Source organism: Halomonas sp. MES3-P3E (assembly GCF_002836035.1).
Lineage (GTDB): Bacteria > Pseudomonadota > Gammaproteobacteria > Pseudomonadales > Halomonadaceae > Vreelandella > Vreelandella arctica.
In genome coordinates this window covers 1-14,403 of record NZ_PJBT01000039.1, presented here as the reverse complement: position 1 = coordinate 14,403, position 14,403 = coordinate 1, and the positions used below count along the sequence as shown (strand labels likewise).

Here is a 14,403-nt window from a genome sequence, read left to right as displayed (position 1 = left end):
CGAATGCGTCAGGCCCGCCCGCCTCAAAGCCAGCCGGTGGCGAGGTGGCGTTTTGTGCAAACCGCTCTTGAATAACATCCAGCTCATTCTTGGATGGCGGGTACCAATCGTTATGGCCGTTTAGGCCCGCACCGCTATTGCAGTTTTCCTCCACCCATTGGAAGGCTGGGAATTGGGTCAGGTTGCCGAGCGCCAAAATAGCGTTATGGTTTGCGCGACCGTCGGCGAGAGTCCGAGGCGGCACCCCGTCGGTGTTACTAACGGCGGTCTGCGACGTGCGCCACATCTTTGTGCCATCGCCTGTCTGTGCGCTATCACCGCCACCGTCCGAGACGACTAGCCCATAGGTTTGGCCGTCGTAATCCGACACGATGGTGCCCGCGACATAGCCGCCGCCGTAAGGTACGCCGAACTCGCTTTCAAAGTCAGGCACAAAGCTGGCTGCCGTGGTGACGCTGGTTGCCGCACCCCATGCTGAGTCCCCGTAAGCTTCACCGTGGTGGCGTGGCTCGAAGGTATAGACCCGCTCGCCGGGCTGTAGGATGCCTTCTGGAATGGTGATGCTATTTAGCTGGCTGGTGGATCGGTCGAGCAGATAGACGATTGCGCCGGTGTCATCTTTCACTCGCAGCGAAGTGGCTTCATGGGTGTCACTGCCGTTGACCACGCTGAACGCTGACAGCTCGATGACCGGTTGCTCCGGGATGTCCGTCGCGCCGCCTAGTGGTGATGTGACGCTGGGCGCTGCCACGTAGGTATTGGCCGTGCCGAAGCGAGTGCGCGGCGAGCGTTGGCCCCATTCGTCCTCGACATTTTCATCTTGGTACTGCCACTCGTGATCCGCGCCAATGCTGATCGGCGTGACTACCGTGTGCGAGACGATAGGCGTATCACCAGTCGGCACTTCGTCGGATTCATAGATCGGCACATCGCCGCCCGGCTCATATACCCAAAAGCGACGACGCTTCTGCGGGACGCCATACAATGGGTAATAGGGCGCGCCGGTTAGCGTGGGCGTTGCGGTGACGCCGGTCGCGCCTTCGGCGGGCGTGATGTTTTGGGGGCGGCGTGTCACGCCAATGGGCAGGGCGGTAATGATGGCCACGCGGCTAATGGTGCCGGTCACGCGGACGCGGGTGATGTTGCTGGGAATATCCCAACTGCCGTCAGCGCGCTGGGTTAGGTTTTGCCATGCACTACCTGTCCAGTAGCGAGCGCTTAGCCCTTCGCCCTGGGCGTGCAGGTAGGCGCCGCGCTCCATGTCTGCCAGCTCGGGGGAAAGGTAGTCCTCCGGCGCTAAACGGCCTAGCTTGGAACCGCTGGCGACGGTACTGGTGAGCGTAGTGGTTAGGGTGATGCGCTGGCCCGAAAGGATCTCGGCGACGCGGACAATCTGCACGTTACCGGCATCGTTAATAAAGTAGTGCTGGCCGACTTCGATTCCTTCACTGGTTTCCAGGTCGATGGAATCATCACCGCCCACGGCGCTTACCACCGTTAGCTCGGGCACTTGTTCGCGGCGCTCAACAAACACGCGCTGGGCGCCGTATTCGACCAGGGCGTCGAGGCGATCCGATAGGTTGATCGGGTCGCTGCCGAGAATGTCTTCCACTTGGCCTTGGGTGGCCAGGATGGCGGCGCGGAGCCAGTGGTCGTTTTCCAAGAGCGCGTGATACTGCGGGTTCCAGGTGTCAGGGTGGGCGGGATCGTTTTCAGTGACCGCGCCCAGCACTTCGCTAAAGCTGGGCTCGCTGCTTACGGTTAGATAGTCGGCCATGATGCCTCCTTAAAACTGCAGGGTTAGTGTGGTTTCAATTTCGGTGCCCGGTTCTAGCTCAAGCGGGCGGAACGCGCGGCGGCCTGCGAGGTCGCCGTCGCTGTCGATAATGGCGATCTCGCGCACGGCGTAGCCGACTACGTCGGCGCCCTGCAACGTGGCGAGCACGGTTAGCAGCGTGTCTTGAGCCGTCGCGCTATCCACCGGCTGGCGGTGCACTTCTTCACCAAGCGCTTGATCATCGTCACTGGCCGGGTCGCCGTTGGTACCCCATGCGGCATGGGTGATGCTGGGCGGCGCGGTACCCGCTGCCACGGCGGCGGCGACTTTGGCGCGGAACTGTTTATTGGCGGGTATAACGTCACTCACAGGCGGATCTCCGTTTTGATGCGGCGGTCACGCATTACCGCGCGGGCAGTGGTGCCGATGCTGTTAAGGGTTTGCGTACCGCCCAGGGTGCGAGCGCCATTGAGCTTGGGGCGGCGGCGCTGAGTGAGGCGACCAACGGAAAGCGGCCAGCTACCGTCTAGCTTTCGGTGGCCATCGACGACTTCGTTTAGCTTCCAGGTGCCGTCGAGGCGGTCGACCTCGACTTCGCCCAGCGTCCAGTGGTTGCGGCTTTGTGATTGCAGGGCCATGACGGTGCGCTGCTTGACGCGCGTGGCCACTGTTCCCCAGCCATGATTTAGCGGCTCGCCTACCGGTGCTTGGCCGGTGAGCTGCCAGCTACCATCAAGGCGCTTGGCTTTATTCAACAGGCGCGGCATGTAATCACCGCTAAGCGACCAGCAGCCGCTCAACAGCCGGGCGCGGTGCACTTGCTCGCCACGGCAGCCGGTGTAGTTCTGGCGAATGCGCATCTGCGGTGTGGATAACCAGATTCGGGCGTCAAACTCGGCGGCGTAGCGGTAGATAAGGGCGATTAATTCGGAGCGCACCGGAGCGGCCGCTTCGACACGACGGCGGAGACGGCGCTGGCTTCGGGCTGTAAAGGGGGCGTCGTTGATATTGAACGCTAGGGCGTATTGCGCCCAATGCGTCGTCACTACACGCGGGGCGTTTTCGACCAGCATGGAGCGGCTATCCAGCAGCCAGCTACCGTCTAGCAGTAAGCCGCCGGCGGCGATCCACTTTTCACGCTGGCCGGTGTGTTCAAGTAGCTCAACATCGCTATAGCCCAGCACTTCCAGTGCGCGCTTGACCGCCCACACGGTGCCGCGCTTGCGGCGGATGGGGATGGCTTCGTCGATGGCGTCACGCTTTTGCTGTTCTTCCCACTGACTATCCCAGTCATCCACCCCAACCGCCCAGGCGAGCCAGGGCAGCATGTGGGCGGGCTGGGTCTGGGCATTCCAGACGGTGCCTAATGGGGCGTCGGCGCGCTCGATAAGTGCATCGGCGGCTTCGATTCGGCGCTCTAGGCGCGTGGTGTTGGGCGGGAGCAGGCTAGCCACTGACGGTCACCTCGATAGCGGTGCAATACGGCGCCTCGCTGGCATCGCCGCCAATGTCTTGCAGCGGTGATGCCATGGTGACGCGCTCGACGCCGGGCACGTAAAGGCGGGATTCCAGGGCGCCCGCAACAATCACTTCGCCGAGGGCGTGCCGTTGGTTGACGTAATCGCGCGCGGCGGCGATGGCCTCTTCGCGCACTACGTCGGCATCGGGTCCATTGCGCAGCTCAAGGGCGGCACTGACTGCAAAGCTGAGCACGCTGGCACTGGTGACGCGGACGGTGTCGCTTAGCGGGCGCACGTCGTCTTCATTCAAGGCGCTCTCAACCGCTGCAATTAGCGCGAGCGATGCCTCGCCATCGTCTTCGCGTGAGAGCACGTACACCTGAACCATGCCTGCTAGCGGGCGGATGGCGTCAGCGTCTTTAACCTGCGGGTCAGCACCAAGCGCGTAGTAGCGGTAGGCGTTGCGGCCACCGGCAGTGCTGAATGCGTCATGGGCTAGCAGAATGCGGCGCTTGTAGTCGTCATCATTCTCCATCACCGCCTCTACTGGCGGGATGGCGTCGGGGTCAGCCTCATGCAGGGTGAGGCGCTCGGTCATGTAGTAGGTGACGCCGATGTGATTCAGTATGGTGCCTTCGGCGTAGGCGAGCAGCAGCGACCGCGTGCGCTCATTATGGAGCTGCCGGAGAATCAGTTCGCGGTAGGCGGACTCTTGCAGAAATTTGACCAGCGGCTCGCTTTCTAGCTGCAGCGTTTCGGCCAGTTCTTCACGCTCGGCTTCGGGCGTTAGCTCGATCAGCAGCGCTTTGCGCTCTTCAAATAGCTGTTCAAAGTCGAGCGGGTCAATGATCGTCGGGGCGGGCAGCTTGGATAGATCGATGGGCGTGCTCATCAGCTCACCTGTATGCCGTCAAGGTTGATTGTTTGCCCGGTCGGCAGGTATTCGCCCTGCAGATCCAGCACGACATGACCAGGTGATGCGCTGGCCGCGCGAACGCGAGTGAGCTTGAAGCGTGGCTCCCAACGGGCAACGGCTTCGGCGGTGGCCGCGTAGAGGTCGATTAAGGTGGCGTTATTCATGGGCGCGTCCACTAGCTGATAGAGGCGCGAGCCATAGTCACGACGCATCACCCGAGTGCCGATCGGCGTTGTCAGGATGTCGCGCAGCGATTGCCGCAAATGGTCGATGCCGGAAAGAGCGCGCCCGGTCTGCGCATTGATGCCGTTCATGCTAGGAAGGATGCGCCAGCTTCGAAGGGCTCTCCGCTGGCGGTGGTTCTGGCGGGGTTACTGAACCTTGTACGTGCCCGACGACGATCCGCCGGCAACCGGAACCTCTGCGTTGCTTTGCACCTCATCGACCACGGCATTTGCCACGGCCTCTGCGAGCTTGTTAACCCAGGAATACTCGCCGCTGGCAGTCGCGCCTTGCGCCTGCATTTCGCTGACAATGCGCCCTTTGAGAGCGCTTTTACTCAATGCCATGACTATTTCCCCGCAGTGACTGTTGAGGACCCATCGCCGTGAGGGTTGCCCGTGAAGTGGCAAATGTGCGCGGTGGTCACAACCGAACTACCACCGTTATGGTGAATGCTTTCGGCGTCCACAGTCGCCACGCCCGCCACAGTCGCCTTCATGTCGCCACCAACATTGGCCGATAGGTCGCCCACCACCTCCAGGTGAATATCGCCCACGCAATGAATCAGCAGCCGACTGTTTTCGCTGTCGTACTCAAGCCGCGTACCGTCCGGAAGCCAGCGGCCAATTACATCAGGATTGCTGGAGGGAGCAGGGTGCGCCCGCTGATTGATAGCGGGCAGCACGACGCCTTGGGCGGTCTCACCGCTCGGCGATAGCACCATCACTTGCTCGCCCGCACTTGGCGCCCACCAGGTGCGATCCTCGCTTGCGCTTGGCGTCATCCAGAGCAGCCATGCTGTCTTGATCTCGCCGACCTGAACACGGCAGCGCGCTTGCTCGGGGTCTACTTCGGCGACAGTGCCAATCATCAGCAAATTGTTAAGCCGCCGCTCAAGCTCGTTTATTCGGCGATCCTGATTCACGCGCCCTCCTCACCGTCTTGGCGTGTATAGAATTCTTCATTTTCAGTGCCGATCAGGGGCGAAACGCCTACCCATACTTCGCTAGGCGGCGTGCCGTCATCGATCCATTCATTCTCACCAATGTGCACAACCTGCGCCCACTCGATGCGCCAGACATGGTATTGATCAAGCTCCGGAGAAAAGGCGTCCGGCTCGCACACCATCACGCGAGCGCCCTCGATCGGGAGCCCCCACTGGTTGTGCTGGATGAAATGCGCCAGCGCTGCAGCGTTGCTGCGGATCAAGCGCCCCTGATTGGCACCACGAAAACCGACGATGTAGCGCAGCTCGAACTGCAGCTCAAGCGCCAGCTGGCCGGTACCGGGATCATCGTCCGGCGCCGCAGTCATTTCAGTAAGCTCTATCAGCGCCGCCGGCGCGTTGATGCGCCGCTTGTCGTCGGGGTAGTCCTCAACGGTTTGCAGGTGAGGGAACGCGTCAGCAATGCTGGCAATAACCGCCTCATGCAAAGCGTCGAGTGAGATCTCGGTATCAGCGTTCATGCTTCGGCTCTCAAGTAGTTGACGCGGCGCTCAAGATCGGTACGGAAGTGACGCCAGAATATTTCATTGAGCTTCCAGAAGATCTCATCTTCAACAAACACATCGGCGCGATCCTTCACCGGCATCTGGGCTTCTCGAATAGGTAGTCTAGATTCACGCACGCGCTCGAGGATGGTTCGCTTCCGAGCGAAGCGGCTAGTGCCGCCCCACCCTTTCGGAAAGCTTTCGGTACCGGCGGGGCCGGAGTAACTGGCGCCGCCTGTGCGGCTAGCGGTAATGCGGCCTTTGAATTCAGAGACAGGCAGGTCATTCAGCCCGTACCACAACCGCACCTCATTCATGCCGCCCTGACGCTTGATGCGCAGCGTCTTCAAGCGGCGACGAACAGCAGCGGCGCGTGCCAGCCCCAGGTGGGACTGCAGGCCCTTGCTGGAGAGCTTGCGCAGCGTGGCAGCGGTTCGCGTTAGCGCCCGATTGTAAGAGGTTCTGATCTCTTTGGTTGTCGCGCCGAGCTCTTTGGAGACTCGCTCCAGGTCGTCGGCCTCAATATCAAAATCCAGCATCGTTTCTCACTGCAAGATCGAGCATGGCCATGCCGGTACCGTCGCCCTGGGGCTGCCCCATCACGTCATAAGTGGCGGCATCGACTTCACAAATGTCGCCACGCTGCACGCCAGGCACATCAGACTGCTTGCACCAGACGCGAGGGCGGTCGGTATCCATCACGTACTCGCCCAGCTGGGCATCCATATATTGATCTTCATAGATGCCGGACAGGGTAAGCACTACGCCATCGGCGCGAGTTATCGTCACTGGCGTGGCGAACTCCTCTTCGTCAAGAAAGTCGTTGAGATCTTCCCAGGCCGGCGCGGGCATTACTCGGCCTCAGCGGCTTGAATGGCGGTGATCAGTTCAGCCTTTTTCATCTTGGATGCGTTTTCGATGCCGTACTCCTCGGCAGTGGCCTTGAGCTCGTCAACCGTCAGTTCTTCGAGAGCGGGAGCCTCGTCAGTTTCGCCCTCCTCAATTACATCGCCATTAAGAGGCTTTGCCTTGCCGCGCCGAATCAGCGACTTTGCATCTGCGGCAGGCACGCCCTTAACGATTTTCCCTGGCGTGATCATTTTGCCGCTGGCCATAAAAGCGCTGGTGCACTTGAGGTCGATAATCTTCTTGCTCATGGGGGGATTCCTTATAGGGATGGGCCCGCACGATGCGGGCCTGTCAGTCACTCAACGGGAATTAAGGGGCAGGGGCGACGTAGCGGCCCAAACAGAAGGACTCGACGCGGCGAAGCACCATATCGACATCTTGCATAGCAACGATGCGCAGACGGCCCTTAGAGCTGTGGGTGTAGGGATCGGTTGTCAGCTCGAGGCCACCCCACATGCCGATTAGAGCGTCAGCGAAATTACCAAACACCAGGTCGCCACCCTCAATCTGATTGGTAACTTCAGTGCCATAGCCGTTCACTGTGTTACCCGGCTCCCAGATCGGCTGGCCATTCGAGCCGCTGAATTTCTCAGTCGTCTTGAAGTGGCCACGCATTGCCGACGCCATCACATAAGCCATGCTGTTGACGTCTGCGTTATCGGCGGCGATCTCGCTCTCCATTTTTACCGACTCGGCATAGGTCGGCTTGCCAGCGGTGGCGAAGTTGACCGCATTGATGCCAGAGGTGTTGGCAATGCCTAGCGGCTGGCTATCTGAACCGGTGCCATAGAAGAACGCCTTGTCGATAGTCAGCGCCAGTGCCGTGGCGAGGTCAGAACGAACCAGGGCTTCCACGTCCATGCTGGACTGCATCAGCATGCGGCGCGTGATCTCAGAGAGCGCAGCGACGGTCTTGGGCCGCAAGCCGATCTGGCCAAGCTCGAGCATGTCTTCAGGCGCGTCTTCATCCTCCCCGATCCAGTAGCCACTAGCGGCCGCCGTTTGCTTGGGAATATCAAAGTTACCCACTAGCCCTGCCATGCTGGTACCCAGCTGCATAGCCACGGTGCGGTTGCGCAATAAATCAATGAACGAGCTGGTCATCAGCGTGGTATCAACCACGGTGCCGCCAGTATCGCCTGCTGCGGTGCCGGTAGTGCTGGTGTTCAGTGCACGGCGCAGAACGTCAGGCGGCACCACTAAACCTTCGACTTCGCGGCCCATCTGGTCAGCGGCAGCGCGGGACGCCTCAAACTCAAAGGCGGCAGCCTCTTGAGCGCGGCGGTCGGTCGGATTGGCCAGCGCGCGTAGGGCGCGCATAAAGGAGTAGCTGCGCACTTCCTGATCATCCATGCCCACATTGCCAGCCTGACGGGAAGCGGAGGCAGCCGACTGGTCGCCGATAGGCTTGGAGCGCTTATCGTGCAGATCCTTAAGCAAGGCTCGCTGGAAGTCCTCGGGATCCTTGCCCTCACTCACGTACTGCGCTGCTAGCTCGGTGTTTTCGTATTGGCGACCCATATCCATAATCGCCTTTACGCGCTTCTGCTCGGCCTGCTTGCCAGCATCACGAGCCTGGGCTTGGTCGTCGCCAGCACGCTCGATCATTTCGAGCACTTCAATGATCTCGCCTTGCTCATTAACCTTGGCGCGAACCAAGTTGCCTTTCTTGTCGCGCAGAATTTTTTCTTTCATCTCGCCATCCTTCTGGTGTGATCTGGTAGCGCCAGCAGCGCTGTCATCTTCGTTACTAGCAGTATCAGGCCCGCCCTTGCTCGACTCCGCTGGCAGTGGTTCCTTTGAGCGACCTACGCCCACAGAGGAATCCGCCGGCACGGAGACGATGCTAATTTCATGCGGCTCCCAATCAGTGACGCGCACCATGTCAGGCATGCCCGAGCGCTCTTCGATCTCTACCTTGTGGATCGAGTAGCCCACGGACACGTGCCGACGAATGCGGTCGACCACGTCCTGCCACACCTCAGAAGCTCGCACACTTCGCCCGAAGCGCACGGTTGCCCGGCCCCGCCGGTCGGCTCCTATCGTGACGGACTCCACCACGCCCACATGGTCATCCCAGTCATGGTTGACCAGCGTTGCGCCTCCATCCGCGAGACGCTCTGTGCGCATGGCGCCTGGTGAATGGTCCAGCACTTCAATGCCAAACCACCGCTCCACTTCTGCTTCACTTGAGAATGCTAGCTCTACAGTGCGATTGTCTTCGTCAATCTCTCGCACTTCGCCCACCACCATGTCGCGGCGGAGGCCTTCGGCTTTTAGTTTGCGCAGCTGCTCATCAGTAACGGCCCGCGTTTGGTGGGTTCCCTCTAGTTGCCGCGCCTTGTCGGCCGACTGGGGCAGTGCCGGCTGGTGCATTCGGTCGTGCGTCTCGCTTTTATCCTTCATTACTGGCCTCTCCTGCGGCTGGAGCCGCGCCGGTATTCATGGTGGGGTCGCCCAGGCTTGCATCCACAAGCGCCTCGGGAATGCCTGCCTCGATCATTGACTCACGGTCGCGCGCCCACTGACGCCACACGGCGCGAGGATCGCCGCCACGCTCACGAATAACCTGCGAGGGCGACTTGATCTTGTTTGATATATCGCGAGCCGCTGTCTTGCTGTCCTTGTCGGGGTCTACCCAGTCCCAGCGCTTCGGCTGCCACGCGTGCTCCTGGTATTTCTCCAGGCGGCCGGGTCGCAGCGTGGCTTTATTGGCACCGGAAAGCGTGATGCCTTTCAGCAAGGCTCGGGGCAGCCACGCATGGAAGAGCGGCTCGAGCAGCGCTTCAATCAGCCACTCCTGCAGATCCTTCCAGTTTTCGCGCTCGGAAAGCTTGCCCTGGCGAATGCTGGAGAAATTCACCCCTTCGAGATCGTTCGCTAGTTCGTTGTAGGAAATGCCGAGACCGGTAGCGATGCCGCGCAGCGTCTGCTTTGAGAACGGCGCCAGCTCCCCGCTGGGAAACTGAGGATCCCAGCCGCGAAACTTTAGCCCCGGCGGGAGCTCTTGATAGCTGCCCGGCTCGGCGTCCATGTAGAGCGGCTCGGCGTCGTCTTCGTCATCGACAGGGCCCGCGCCCTCGTCCCACTCGAAGAAACCACCCTTGGCGGCAGACACGCGAGCATTAACCAGCGCGGCCTTCTCGAAGCCATCCAGGTGATGCATGCGTAGCAGCGCGGTAACCATCCAAGGTAGGCCGCGGCGCTGGCCAACCAGATCTTCTAGAAAGCCGTGCATGACCTCGCTGGCGGGCACCTTTACGAAATGGCGCCCGCCGTAGGTGTAATCAGCTTCGGAAGGGTCGAGCGTACTGAACAGGTACTGCACCGGACGGCCCCAGCGATTGTGCTCAATGCCCTGGCGTATGAAGTGGCCGCCCGGCAGCTTGTCTTGATTGAACTCAACCGGGCAGCGCTGTGGGTCCAGCACTTGCAGAGCAAGGCCCCAGGCGTTGAGATCTCGCCCATAAACCATCCGGATCATGAACTCGCCGTTAGTAGCTGCGTCATCTACGGCACGATTAAGAATCTGGCGCAGCGAACGCCGACCGGTAACGTCGCAGTTGCCGCGAGCACTCCACTTAATGAAGTCAGCCTCAATAGCGTCGTTTGCCCTTTCATCAAGAGTGCCGTCAGCGTCCCTGGACTGCGCCTGCAGCGCGATGCCCGCATGGCCTACAATGTTCTGCCGGCACTGACGCAGAAACCCTCGGGCATAGTCGTTGGTCAGCGCCAGCTGGCGAGAGCGTGCTACCAGTGGCTTTTGGTTTTTGGTGATGTAGTCATCAGCCGGTACCGGTACGCTCGGCAGGTCGCCAGAAAGGCGATCGGCTCGCGCCTGCCCTAGCAGGCTGCGGACAATAGCGCGAGGGATAGAGCGCTTGCGCGAAGGTGGCTCGGTCGAGGATGGCTTGGCCGCAGGCGCTTCAGTTGGCGGCGCGCTTGAGCGCAAAAAATTAAACATTAGAATTGAACCTCGCTAGCACCTGACGCCCCAGCGTGTCCTTGCCTCTGCGGGAGGCGCGCAGGCGCCGCACTTCCTGACGGTAAACATCACGCAGCTTGAGCAACTGACTGATTGAGGTGCGGCGCAGCTCGCGGTTGTTGATGCGGTAGCTGTCCTGATCCTTGCTGGCCCGACCCTCGATAACTGCCTCGATGGCTTGCAGCGTACGCTCGGCATGGGTGCGCCCATCGAACTCACTGACAGCTGCTAAGTCGGGATCAACCGTCAGTGTGCCGGTCTCGACTTCATACACCTCGGTACCATCCGTCACGCGCAGGCTGTACCAGTAATCACCCGGCTTCCAGCTGGCCGTTACATCAGCAGCAGTCGTGAAGGTGTGCAGCTTGCCATCAGGCTGTGAGGCGAGATCGATAGACTGGGCGCCGCGCAGGATCAGCGTTGCCGACCAGTCCGGCGCTGGGTATGCAGTCAGCGCCAGCGATAGCGCCAGCGTCGTGCCTGCTGTCGTGCTTTTTGGTATGCCTGCCATGCGTCACCAGTTGTTAACCCAGCTTCTGCCGGGGCGCGTTGCTTTGCGCCTAGTCTTACGGCTGCGGGGCTTGGTCTCCGCTGGCGGTGGTTCCTGCGGCTGCTTATCCTCCCGCCTGGATGGCGGCAGATCCTCTGTTTCATCAGGCTTTTCGTATTCAGCTAAGCGGGCGGCGTGGCGCTTGAGGCTTGGCGATGCAATCTTAAAGGCGGCGTAGGCGTACACCCGGCAATCTAGCGCCTCGTTACGGGGTCGGGTTTGGTGCCACTCACGCTTAGCGGCACCCTTGATGTACTTGGTCACCAGCTTTTCGGCGGTCAGCTGGTGAAACCATTCTGGCTCGCGATCGGCGGGGATATGGGTAAAGCCGGGCCCTGGCTGCGTTACCGCTAGGCGGCGCATAACGGTTAGCTTTGCTTCATCCACGCCAATAGTGAACAGATCAACCTTGCGCTGGCCGCGCCCGGTCTTCTTGCGTGACGGCGCAGTCACTACCGGGCGATCCCATCCGCCCACGCCTTTGATGGCAAACAAGCGTCGACCCGTCTTGCCTCGGGCGTACTCATAGGCGCGCTGCGTATAGCCGGTGCTGCCGCCGGTATCCAGGCACGCGGCGATGATCCCCATTTGCGCGGTGCTTTCATGCGTCCAGGTGGTGGCAAGGTAATCATCCAGGTCGCGCCACACATCATCCTGCAGCGGATCGCCCCACAATATCGTGTAGTCAATCGACCAGCTCTCCTCACCATAACCCCAGGCGACCGTCTCGACCTCGAGGCGATCTTGCTGCATATCGATGCCAGCAGTCAGTACCACGCCACCGAAGGGCACCGATGCCTTGAAGGTCTCGGCGCGCTCCATGAGCACGTGCGCCTCCGCCTGCTCGCCCTGCTCTTCCCAGGTTTCTGCCAGCGAGACGTTGATAAACGACTGCAGGTCGCCTGCGGCTTTCTTGTCGAGGAACGACTGCACGATGTCACGTAGGCGACGAAAGCAGCTGTACAGCTCGTTGAGGTGGTAGCTGGCGTGGCCACGGAAAGGCCTTGATGCTTTCCAGCCAGCGCCTACTTTCTCGGCAGTGCGGATCGCGGCGATACGCGCGCCATCGTTCCAGAGCGCGCCGCAATGCTTACAGGCATAACCCGCCGTTTCAGGCTTGTGCTCACCATCGTCATCGCGATCCCACGACACTTGCCCCCAGCTCAGCGTTTGATGTTCATCGCAGTGCGGGCACGCCACGTGAAAATGGCGCTGGTCGCCCTGGTCATACGCTGCCTCGATGCGGCTTTCGCCTTTGATGGTGGGTGTCGAGATCTCAACCAATAAGCGCTGATCTCCAAAGGTGGCCGCGCGCTGCCACAGCAGCTGCACTTCATCACCCTCGACTGTTCCCCCATAGCCGTCGATCTCATCGGCTACGATCCACGGCGCTGAGCGCCCGCGCATGGTCTTGGTGGAGCCCGCCCAGGCGAACATGAGAAAGCCGCCGGGGTAAGACTTCATGCGCTGGTTGTTCACGCCCTCATGGCTGCGAGGCTTGGCGAGCAGGCCTTGCAGTACAGGGTTAGCGTCAACCATGGGATTGAACTTAGTCTCCAACCAGGTGGTCAGGTCGCCCTGGCTGGGCTGCATCATCATCTGGCTGCGAGGCTCGTGGGCAATGCCGTAACCCTGCAGGCAGAGCGCTAGCTGCGTCTTGCCGACCTGGGCGCCCCACATTAGCGAGATGCGATAGCAGCCGGGGTGCGTGGCCATATCCATCGGCTCGCGCTGGTACGGCGCGTTATCAAAACGGATGATGCCGGGGATAGCGTTTCCGGAAGGAATGCGCACGTTCTGCTCAGCCCATTCACTGGGCTTAAGCGGTGCCGGTGGCACTAGGTGGCGGGCGCTACGCTTTAGCGCCCGAAGCACGCCCGCTGTATTGCTAAACTGCCGGGCTGCATCAATCGTCGCCACCGTCACCACCCTCTTCGTCATCTAGCTCGATGTCGGTTTCGGCGGCTGACTCTAGCGCCTGGACCAGCTCAGCGGCCAGCACCTCTTTGAAGCGAGCCTCGTCGGTTTCGCCGATCAGCTGACTGACCACGCGACTGGGTACGTTCATCACGTTGGCGCGAACAGTGGCGTTCTCTAGCGCGCGAGCTCGCTCAAACTCATCGATGGGTGCGACCAGGCGGCGGGCGGTAGCAAGATCCAGTTCAGCCTGAGAAGTCTCGGCGGCCAGCTTGCGCATCTTCAGCTCAAACTCGTCTAGCGGACCATCGCCCTCAGCCTCAAGGCGAGCCTGATCGCGAAGCCACTCGGACACGTCCCGAGTATTGAAGCGCCACGGCTTGCCCTGCCTGCCTTTCTGATCATACGGGCATTCACCGCGAATCCAGCTCGTGACGGTATTGAGCGATACGCCGAAAACCTCGGCGAGCTCCTCGCGATTGACTGCCTTTCCTTTTCCCTTGAACGCCATGGCTTCCTCAAACAACAACAATCAACCGGATCTGACGCGCCTCGCTCACACAAACTTCCGCGACTCCTTCTACCCGCAGGCCCCACCCCCGCCGGGAGTACCTAAAAAGTTCAGAGGCCTAGCGAGCTGCATCAGGCTGGTGCTCTAGCGCCCACGCGCGCAGCGCAGTCTTGTCTGCCCTGTCGCACTCAACGGTGGCACGCAGTCCCTCCAGTGCAGCACCAACGGTGCCATCCCCTAGCGAGACGGGGCACGGGGCAAGGTAGGCGGAGGGTGGTAGCTGAGGCACACGCTTAGTCACTACCGTGGGGTCACTGGCGCAGGCGCTCAGCAATACGGGTAGGCAAAGGCATCCCCATGCACGTATCGATCTCATCATCACTAGCCCTCGCTTGGGCGATCTCGGTGGATAGGCCTGCTGCCCTGTCCTGCGCATCACGCACATGGGCACGTTCAGCCTCTAGCGCTGCGTCACGTGCGGATAGGGCCACCTCATGCTCGCGCTGTTGCTGATCGAGCTGATAGCCCAACCCCTCAATAACAGCCTGTTGGGCGCCCACGTCGGCCTCTAACTCCCCGATCATGCGCGCTTGGCGCAGGCCCAAAGCCCCGGCACCCACAACACCAGCCACGAGCGCCAGTGCAAGCCACAGCTTCCAGGAGCT

The 14,403-nt window shown here is 60.9% G+C and carries 18 protein-coding genes; all 18 read right to left on the bottom strand.

Features of this window, described 5'->3' with window-relative positions; all coding sequences use genetic code 11:
• Nucleotides 1-1,777 (bottom strand): hypothetical protein (locus tag CXF87_RS10300; protein ID WP_198556046.1); only part of this gene is annotated, 1,777 nt, incomplete at its 3' end.
• 9 nt (nt 1,778-1,786) lie between these two features.
• Nucleotides 1,787-2,146 carry a phage tail-collar fiber domain-containing protein gene (locus tag CXF87_RS10295; protein ID WP_101146577.1) on the bottom strand — a complete coding sequence of 120 codons (360 nt, stop codon included), beginning with the start codon at nt 2,144-2,146 and terminating at the stop codon, nt 1,787-1,789.
• Nucleotides 2,143-3,231 carry a phage tail protein I gene (locus CXF87_RS10290; protein WP_101146576.1) on the bottom strand — a complete coding sequence of 363 codons (1,089 nt, stop codon included), beginning with the start codon at nt 3,229-3,231 and terminating at the stop codon, nt 2,143-2,145. The genes CXF87_RS10295 and CXF87_RS10290 overlap by 4 nt, the downstream gene beginning before the upstream one ends.
• Complete coding sequence (locus CXF87_RS10285) at nt 3,224-4,129, bottom strand: baseplate assembly protein (RefSeq protein ID WP_101146575.1); 906 nt, start codon at nt 4,127-4,129, stop codon at nt 3,224-3,226. The genes CXF87_RS10290 and CXF87_RS10285 overlap by 8 nt, the downstream gene beginning before the upstream one ends.
• A complete protein-coding gene (locus CXF87_RS10280; RefSeq protein WP_101146574.1) occupies nt 4,129-4,467 on the bottom strand; it encodes a GPW/gp25 family protein in 339 nt (112 codons plus the stop codon). The genes CXF87_RS10285 and CXF87_RS10280 overlap by 1 nt, the downstream gene beginning before the upstream one ends.
• 57 nt (nt 4,468-4,524) lie before the next feature.
• Nucleotides 4,525-4,722, bottom strand: coding sequence for a hypothetical protein (locus CXF87_RS10275; RefSeq protein ID WP_101146573.1), 198 nt, complete (start codon nt 4,720-4,722; stop codon nt 4,525-4,527).
• A gap of 2 nt (nt 4,723-4,724) precedes the next feature.
• Nucleotides 4,725-5,300, bottom strand: a complete 576-nt coding sequence (locus CXF87_RS10270; protein ID WP_157826496.1) for a phage baseplate assembly protein V — start codon at nt 5,298-5,300, stop codon at nt 4,725-4,727.
• Nucleotides 5,297-5,842, bottom strand: coding sequence for a hypothetical protein (locus CXF87_RS10265; protein ID WP_101146572.1), 546 nt, complete (start codon nt 5,840-5,842; stop codon nt 5,297-5,299). The genes CXF87_RS10270 and CXF87_RS10265 overlap by 4 nt, the downstream gene beginning before the upstream one ends.
• Nucleotides 5,839-6,405 carry a phage tail protein gene (locus CXF87_RS10260; RefSeq protein WP_101146571.1) on the bottom strand — a complete coding sequence of 189 codons (567 nt, stop codon included), beginning with the start codon at nt 6,403-6,405 and terminating at the stop codon, nt 5,839-5,841. Before CXF87_RS10260 ends, CXF87_RS10265 begins: the two co-directional genes overlap by 4 nt.
• Nucleotides 6,392-6,718 carry a head-tail joining protein gene (locus CXF87_RS10255; RefSeq protein ID WP_101146570.1) on the bottom strand — a complete coding sequence of 109 codons (327 nt, stop codon included), beginning with the start codon at nt 6,716-6,718 and terminating at the stop codon, nt 6,392-6,394. Before CXF87_RS10255 ends, CXF87_RS10260 begins: the two co-directional genes overlap by 14 nt.
• A complete protein-coding gene (locus CXF87_RS10250; RefSeq protein WP_198556045.1) occupies nt 6,718-7,023 on the bottom strand; it encodes a Rho termination factor N-terminal domain-containing protein in 306 nt (101 codons plus the stop codon). Before CXF87_RS10250 ends, CXF87_RS10255 begins: the two co-directional genes overlap by 1 nt.
• 61 nt (nt 7,024-7,084) lie before the next feature.
• Nucleotides 7,085-9,181: a phage major capsid protein gene (locus CXF87_RS10245; RefSeq protein WP_101146569.1), complete on the bottom strand. Its 2,097-nt coding sequence runs from the start codon at nt 9,179-9,181 to the stop codon at nt 7,085-7,087.
• Nucleotides 9,171-10,739, bottom strand: a complete 1,569-nt coding sequence (locus CXF87_RS10240) for a phage portal protein (RefSeq protein WP_101146568.1) — start codon at nt 10,737-10,739, stop codon at nt 9,171-9,173. The genes CXF87_RS10245 and CXF87_RS10240 overlap by 11 nt, the downstream gene beginning before the upstream one ends.
• Nucleotides 10,732-11,271 carry a hypothetical protein gene (locus tag CXF87_RS10235; protein WP_198556044.1) on the bottom strand — a complete coding sequence of 180 codons (540 nt, stop codon included), beginning with the start codon at nt 11,269-11,271 and terminating at the stop codon, nt 10,732-10,734. The genes CXF87_RS10240 and CXF87_RS10235 overlap by 8 nt, the downstream gene beginning before the upstream one ends.
• 3 nt (nt 11,272-11,274) lie before the next feature.
• Nucleotides 11,275-13,251: a phage terminase large subunit family protein gene (locus CXF87_RS10230; RefSeq protein ID WP_101146567.1), complete on the bottom strand. Its 1,977-nt coding sequence runs from the start codon at nt 13,249-13,251 to the stop codon at nt 11,275-11,277.
• The gene (locus CXF87_RS10225) at nt 13,217-13,738 is read right to left on the bottom strand and encodes a helix-turn-helix domain-containing protein (protein WP_101146566.1); all 522 of its coding nucleotides are present in this window, start codon (nt 13,736-13,738) and stop codon (nt 13,217-13,219) included. Before CXF87_RS10225 ends, CXF87_RS10230 begins: the two co-directional genes overlap by 35 nt.
• Nucleotides 13,739-13,856: 118 nt before the next feature.
• Nucleotides 13,857-14,027: a hypothetical protein gene (locus CXF87_RS21600; protein ID WP_157826495.1), complete on the bottom strand. Its 171-nt coding sequence runs from the start codon at nt 14,025-14,027 to the stop codon at nt 13,857-13,859.
• A gap of 22 nt (nt 14,028-14,049) precedes the next feature.
• Nucleotides 14,050-14,403, bottom strand: a 354-nt coding sequence (locus tag CXF87_RS10220) for a hypothetical protein (RefSeq protein ID WP_157826494.1), incomplete at its 5' end; no start/stop codon positions are given.

Coding starts and splice junctions, on each gene's coding strand:
- CXF87_RS10285 (WP_101146575.1), bottom strand. CDS start 4,129: ATGAGCACGCCCATCGATCTATCCAAGCTGCCCGCCCCGACGATCATT.
- CXF87_RS10280 (WP_101146574.1), bottom strand. CDS start 4,467: ATGAACGGCATCAATGCGCAGACCGGGCGCGCTCTTTCCGGCATCGAC.
- CXF87_RS10275 (WP_101146573.1), bottom strand. CDS start 4,722: ATGGCATTGAGTAAAAGCGCTCTCAAAGGGCGCATTGTCAGCGAAATG.
- CXF87_RS10265 (WP_101146572.1), bottom strand. CDS start 5,842: ATGAACGCTGATACCGAGATCTCACTCGACGCTTTGCATGAGGCGGTT.
- CXF87_RS10260 (WP_101146571.1), bottom strand. CDS start 6,405: ATGCTGGATTTTGATATTGAGGCCGACGACCTGGAGCGAGTCTCCAAA.
- CXF87_RS10255 (WP_101146570.1), bottom strand. CDS start 6,718: ATGCCCGCGCCGGCCTGGGAAGATCTCAACGACTTTCTTGACGAAGAG.
- CXF87_RS10250 (WP_198556045.1), bottom strand. CDS start 7,023: ATGAGCAAGAAGATTATCGACCTCAAGTGCACCAGCGCTTTTATGGCC.
- CXF87_RS10245 (WP_101146569.1), bottom strand. CDS start 9,181: ATGAAGGATAAAAGCGAGACGCACGACCGAATGCACCAGCCGGCACTG.
- CXF87_RS10240 (WP_101146568.1), bottom strand. CDS start 10,739: ATGTTTAATTTTTTGCGCTCAAGCGCGCCGCCAACTGAAGCGCCTGCG.
- CXF87_RS10235 (WP_198556044.1), bottom strand. CDS start 11,271: ATGGCAGGCATACCAAAAAGCACGACAGCAGGCACGACGCTGGCGCTA.
- CXF87_RS10230 (WP_101146567.1), bottom strand. CDS start 13,251: ATGACGAAGAGGGTGGTGACGGTGGCGACGATTGATGCAGCCCGGCAG.
- CXF87_RS10225 (WP_101146566.1), bottom strand. CDS start 13,738: ATGGCGTTCAAGGGAAAAGGAAAGGCAGTCAATCGCGAGGAGCTCGCC.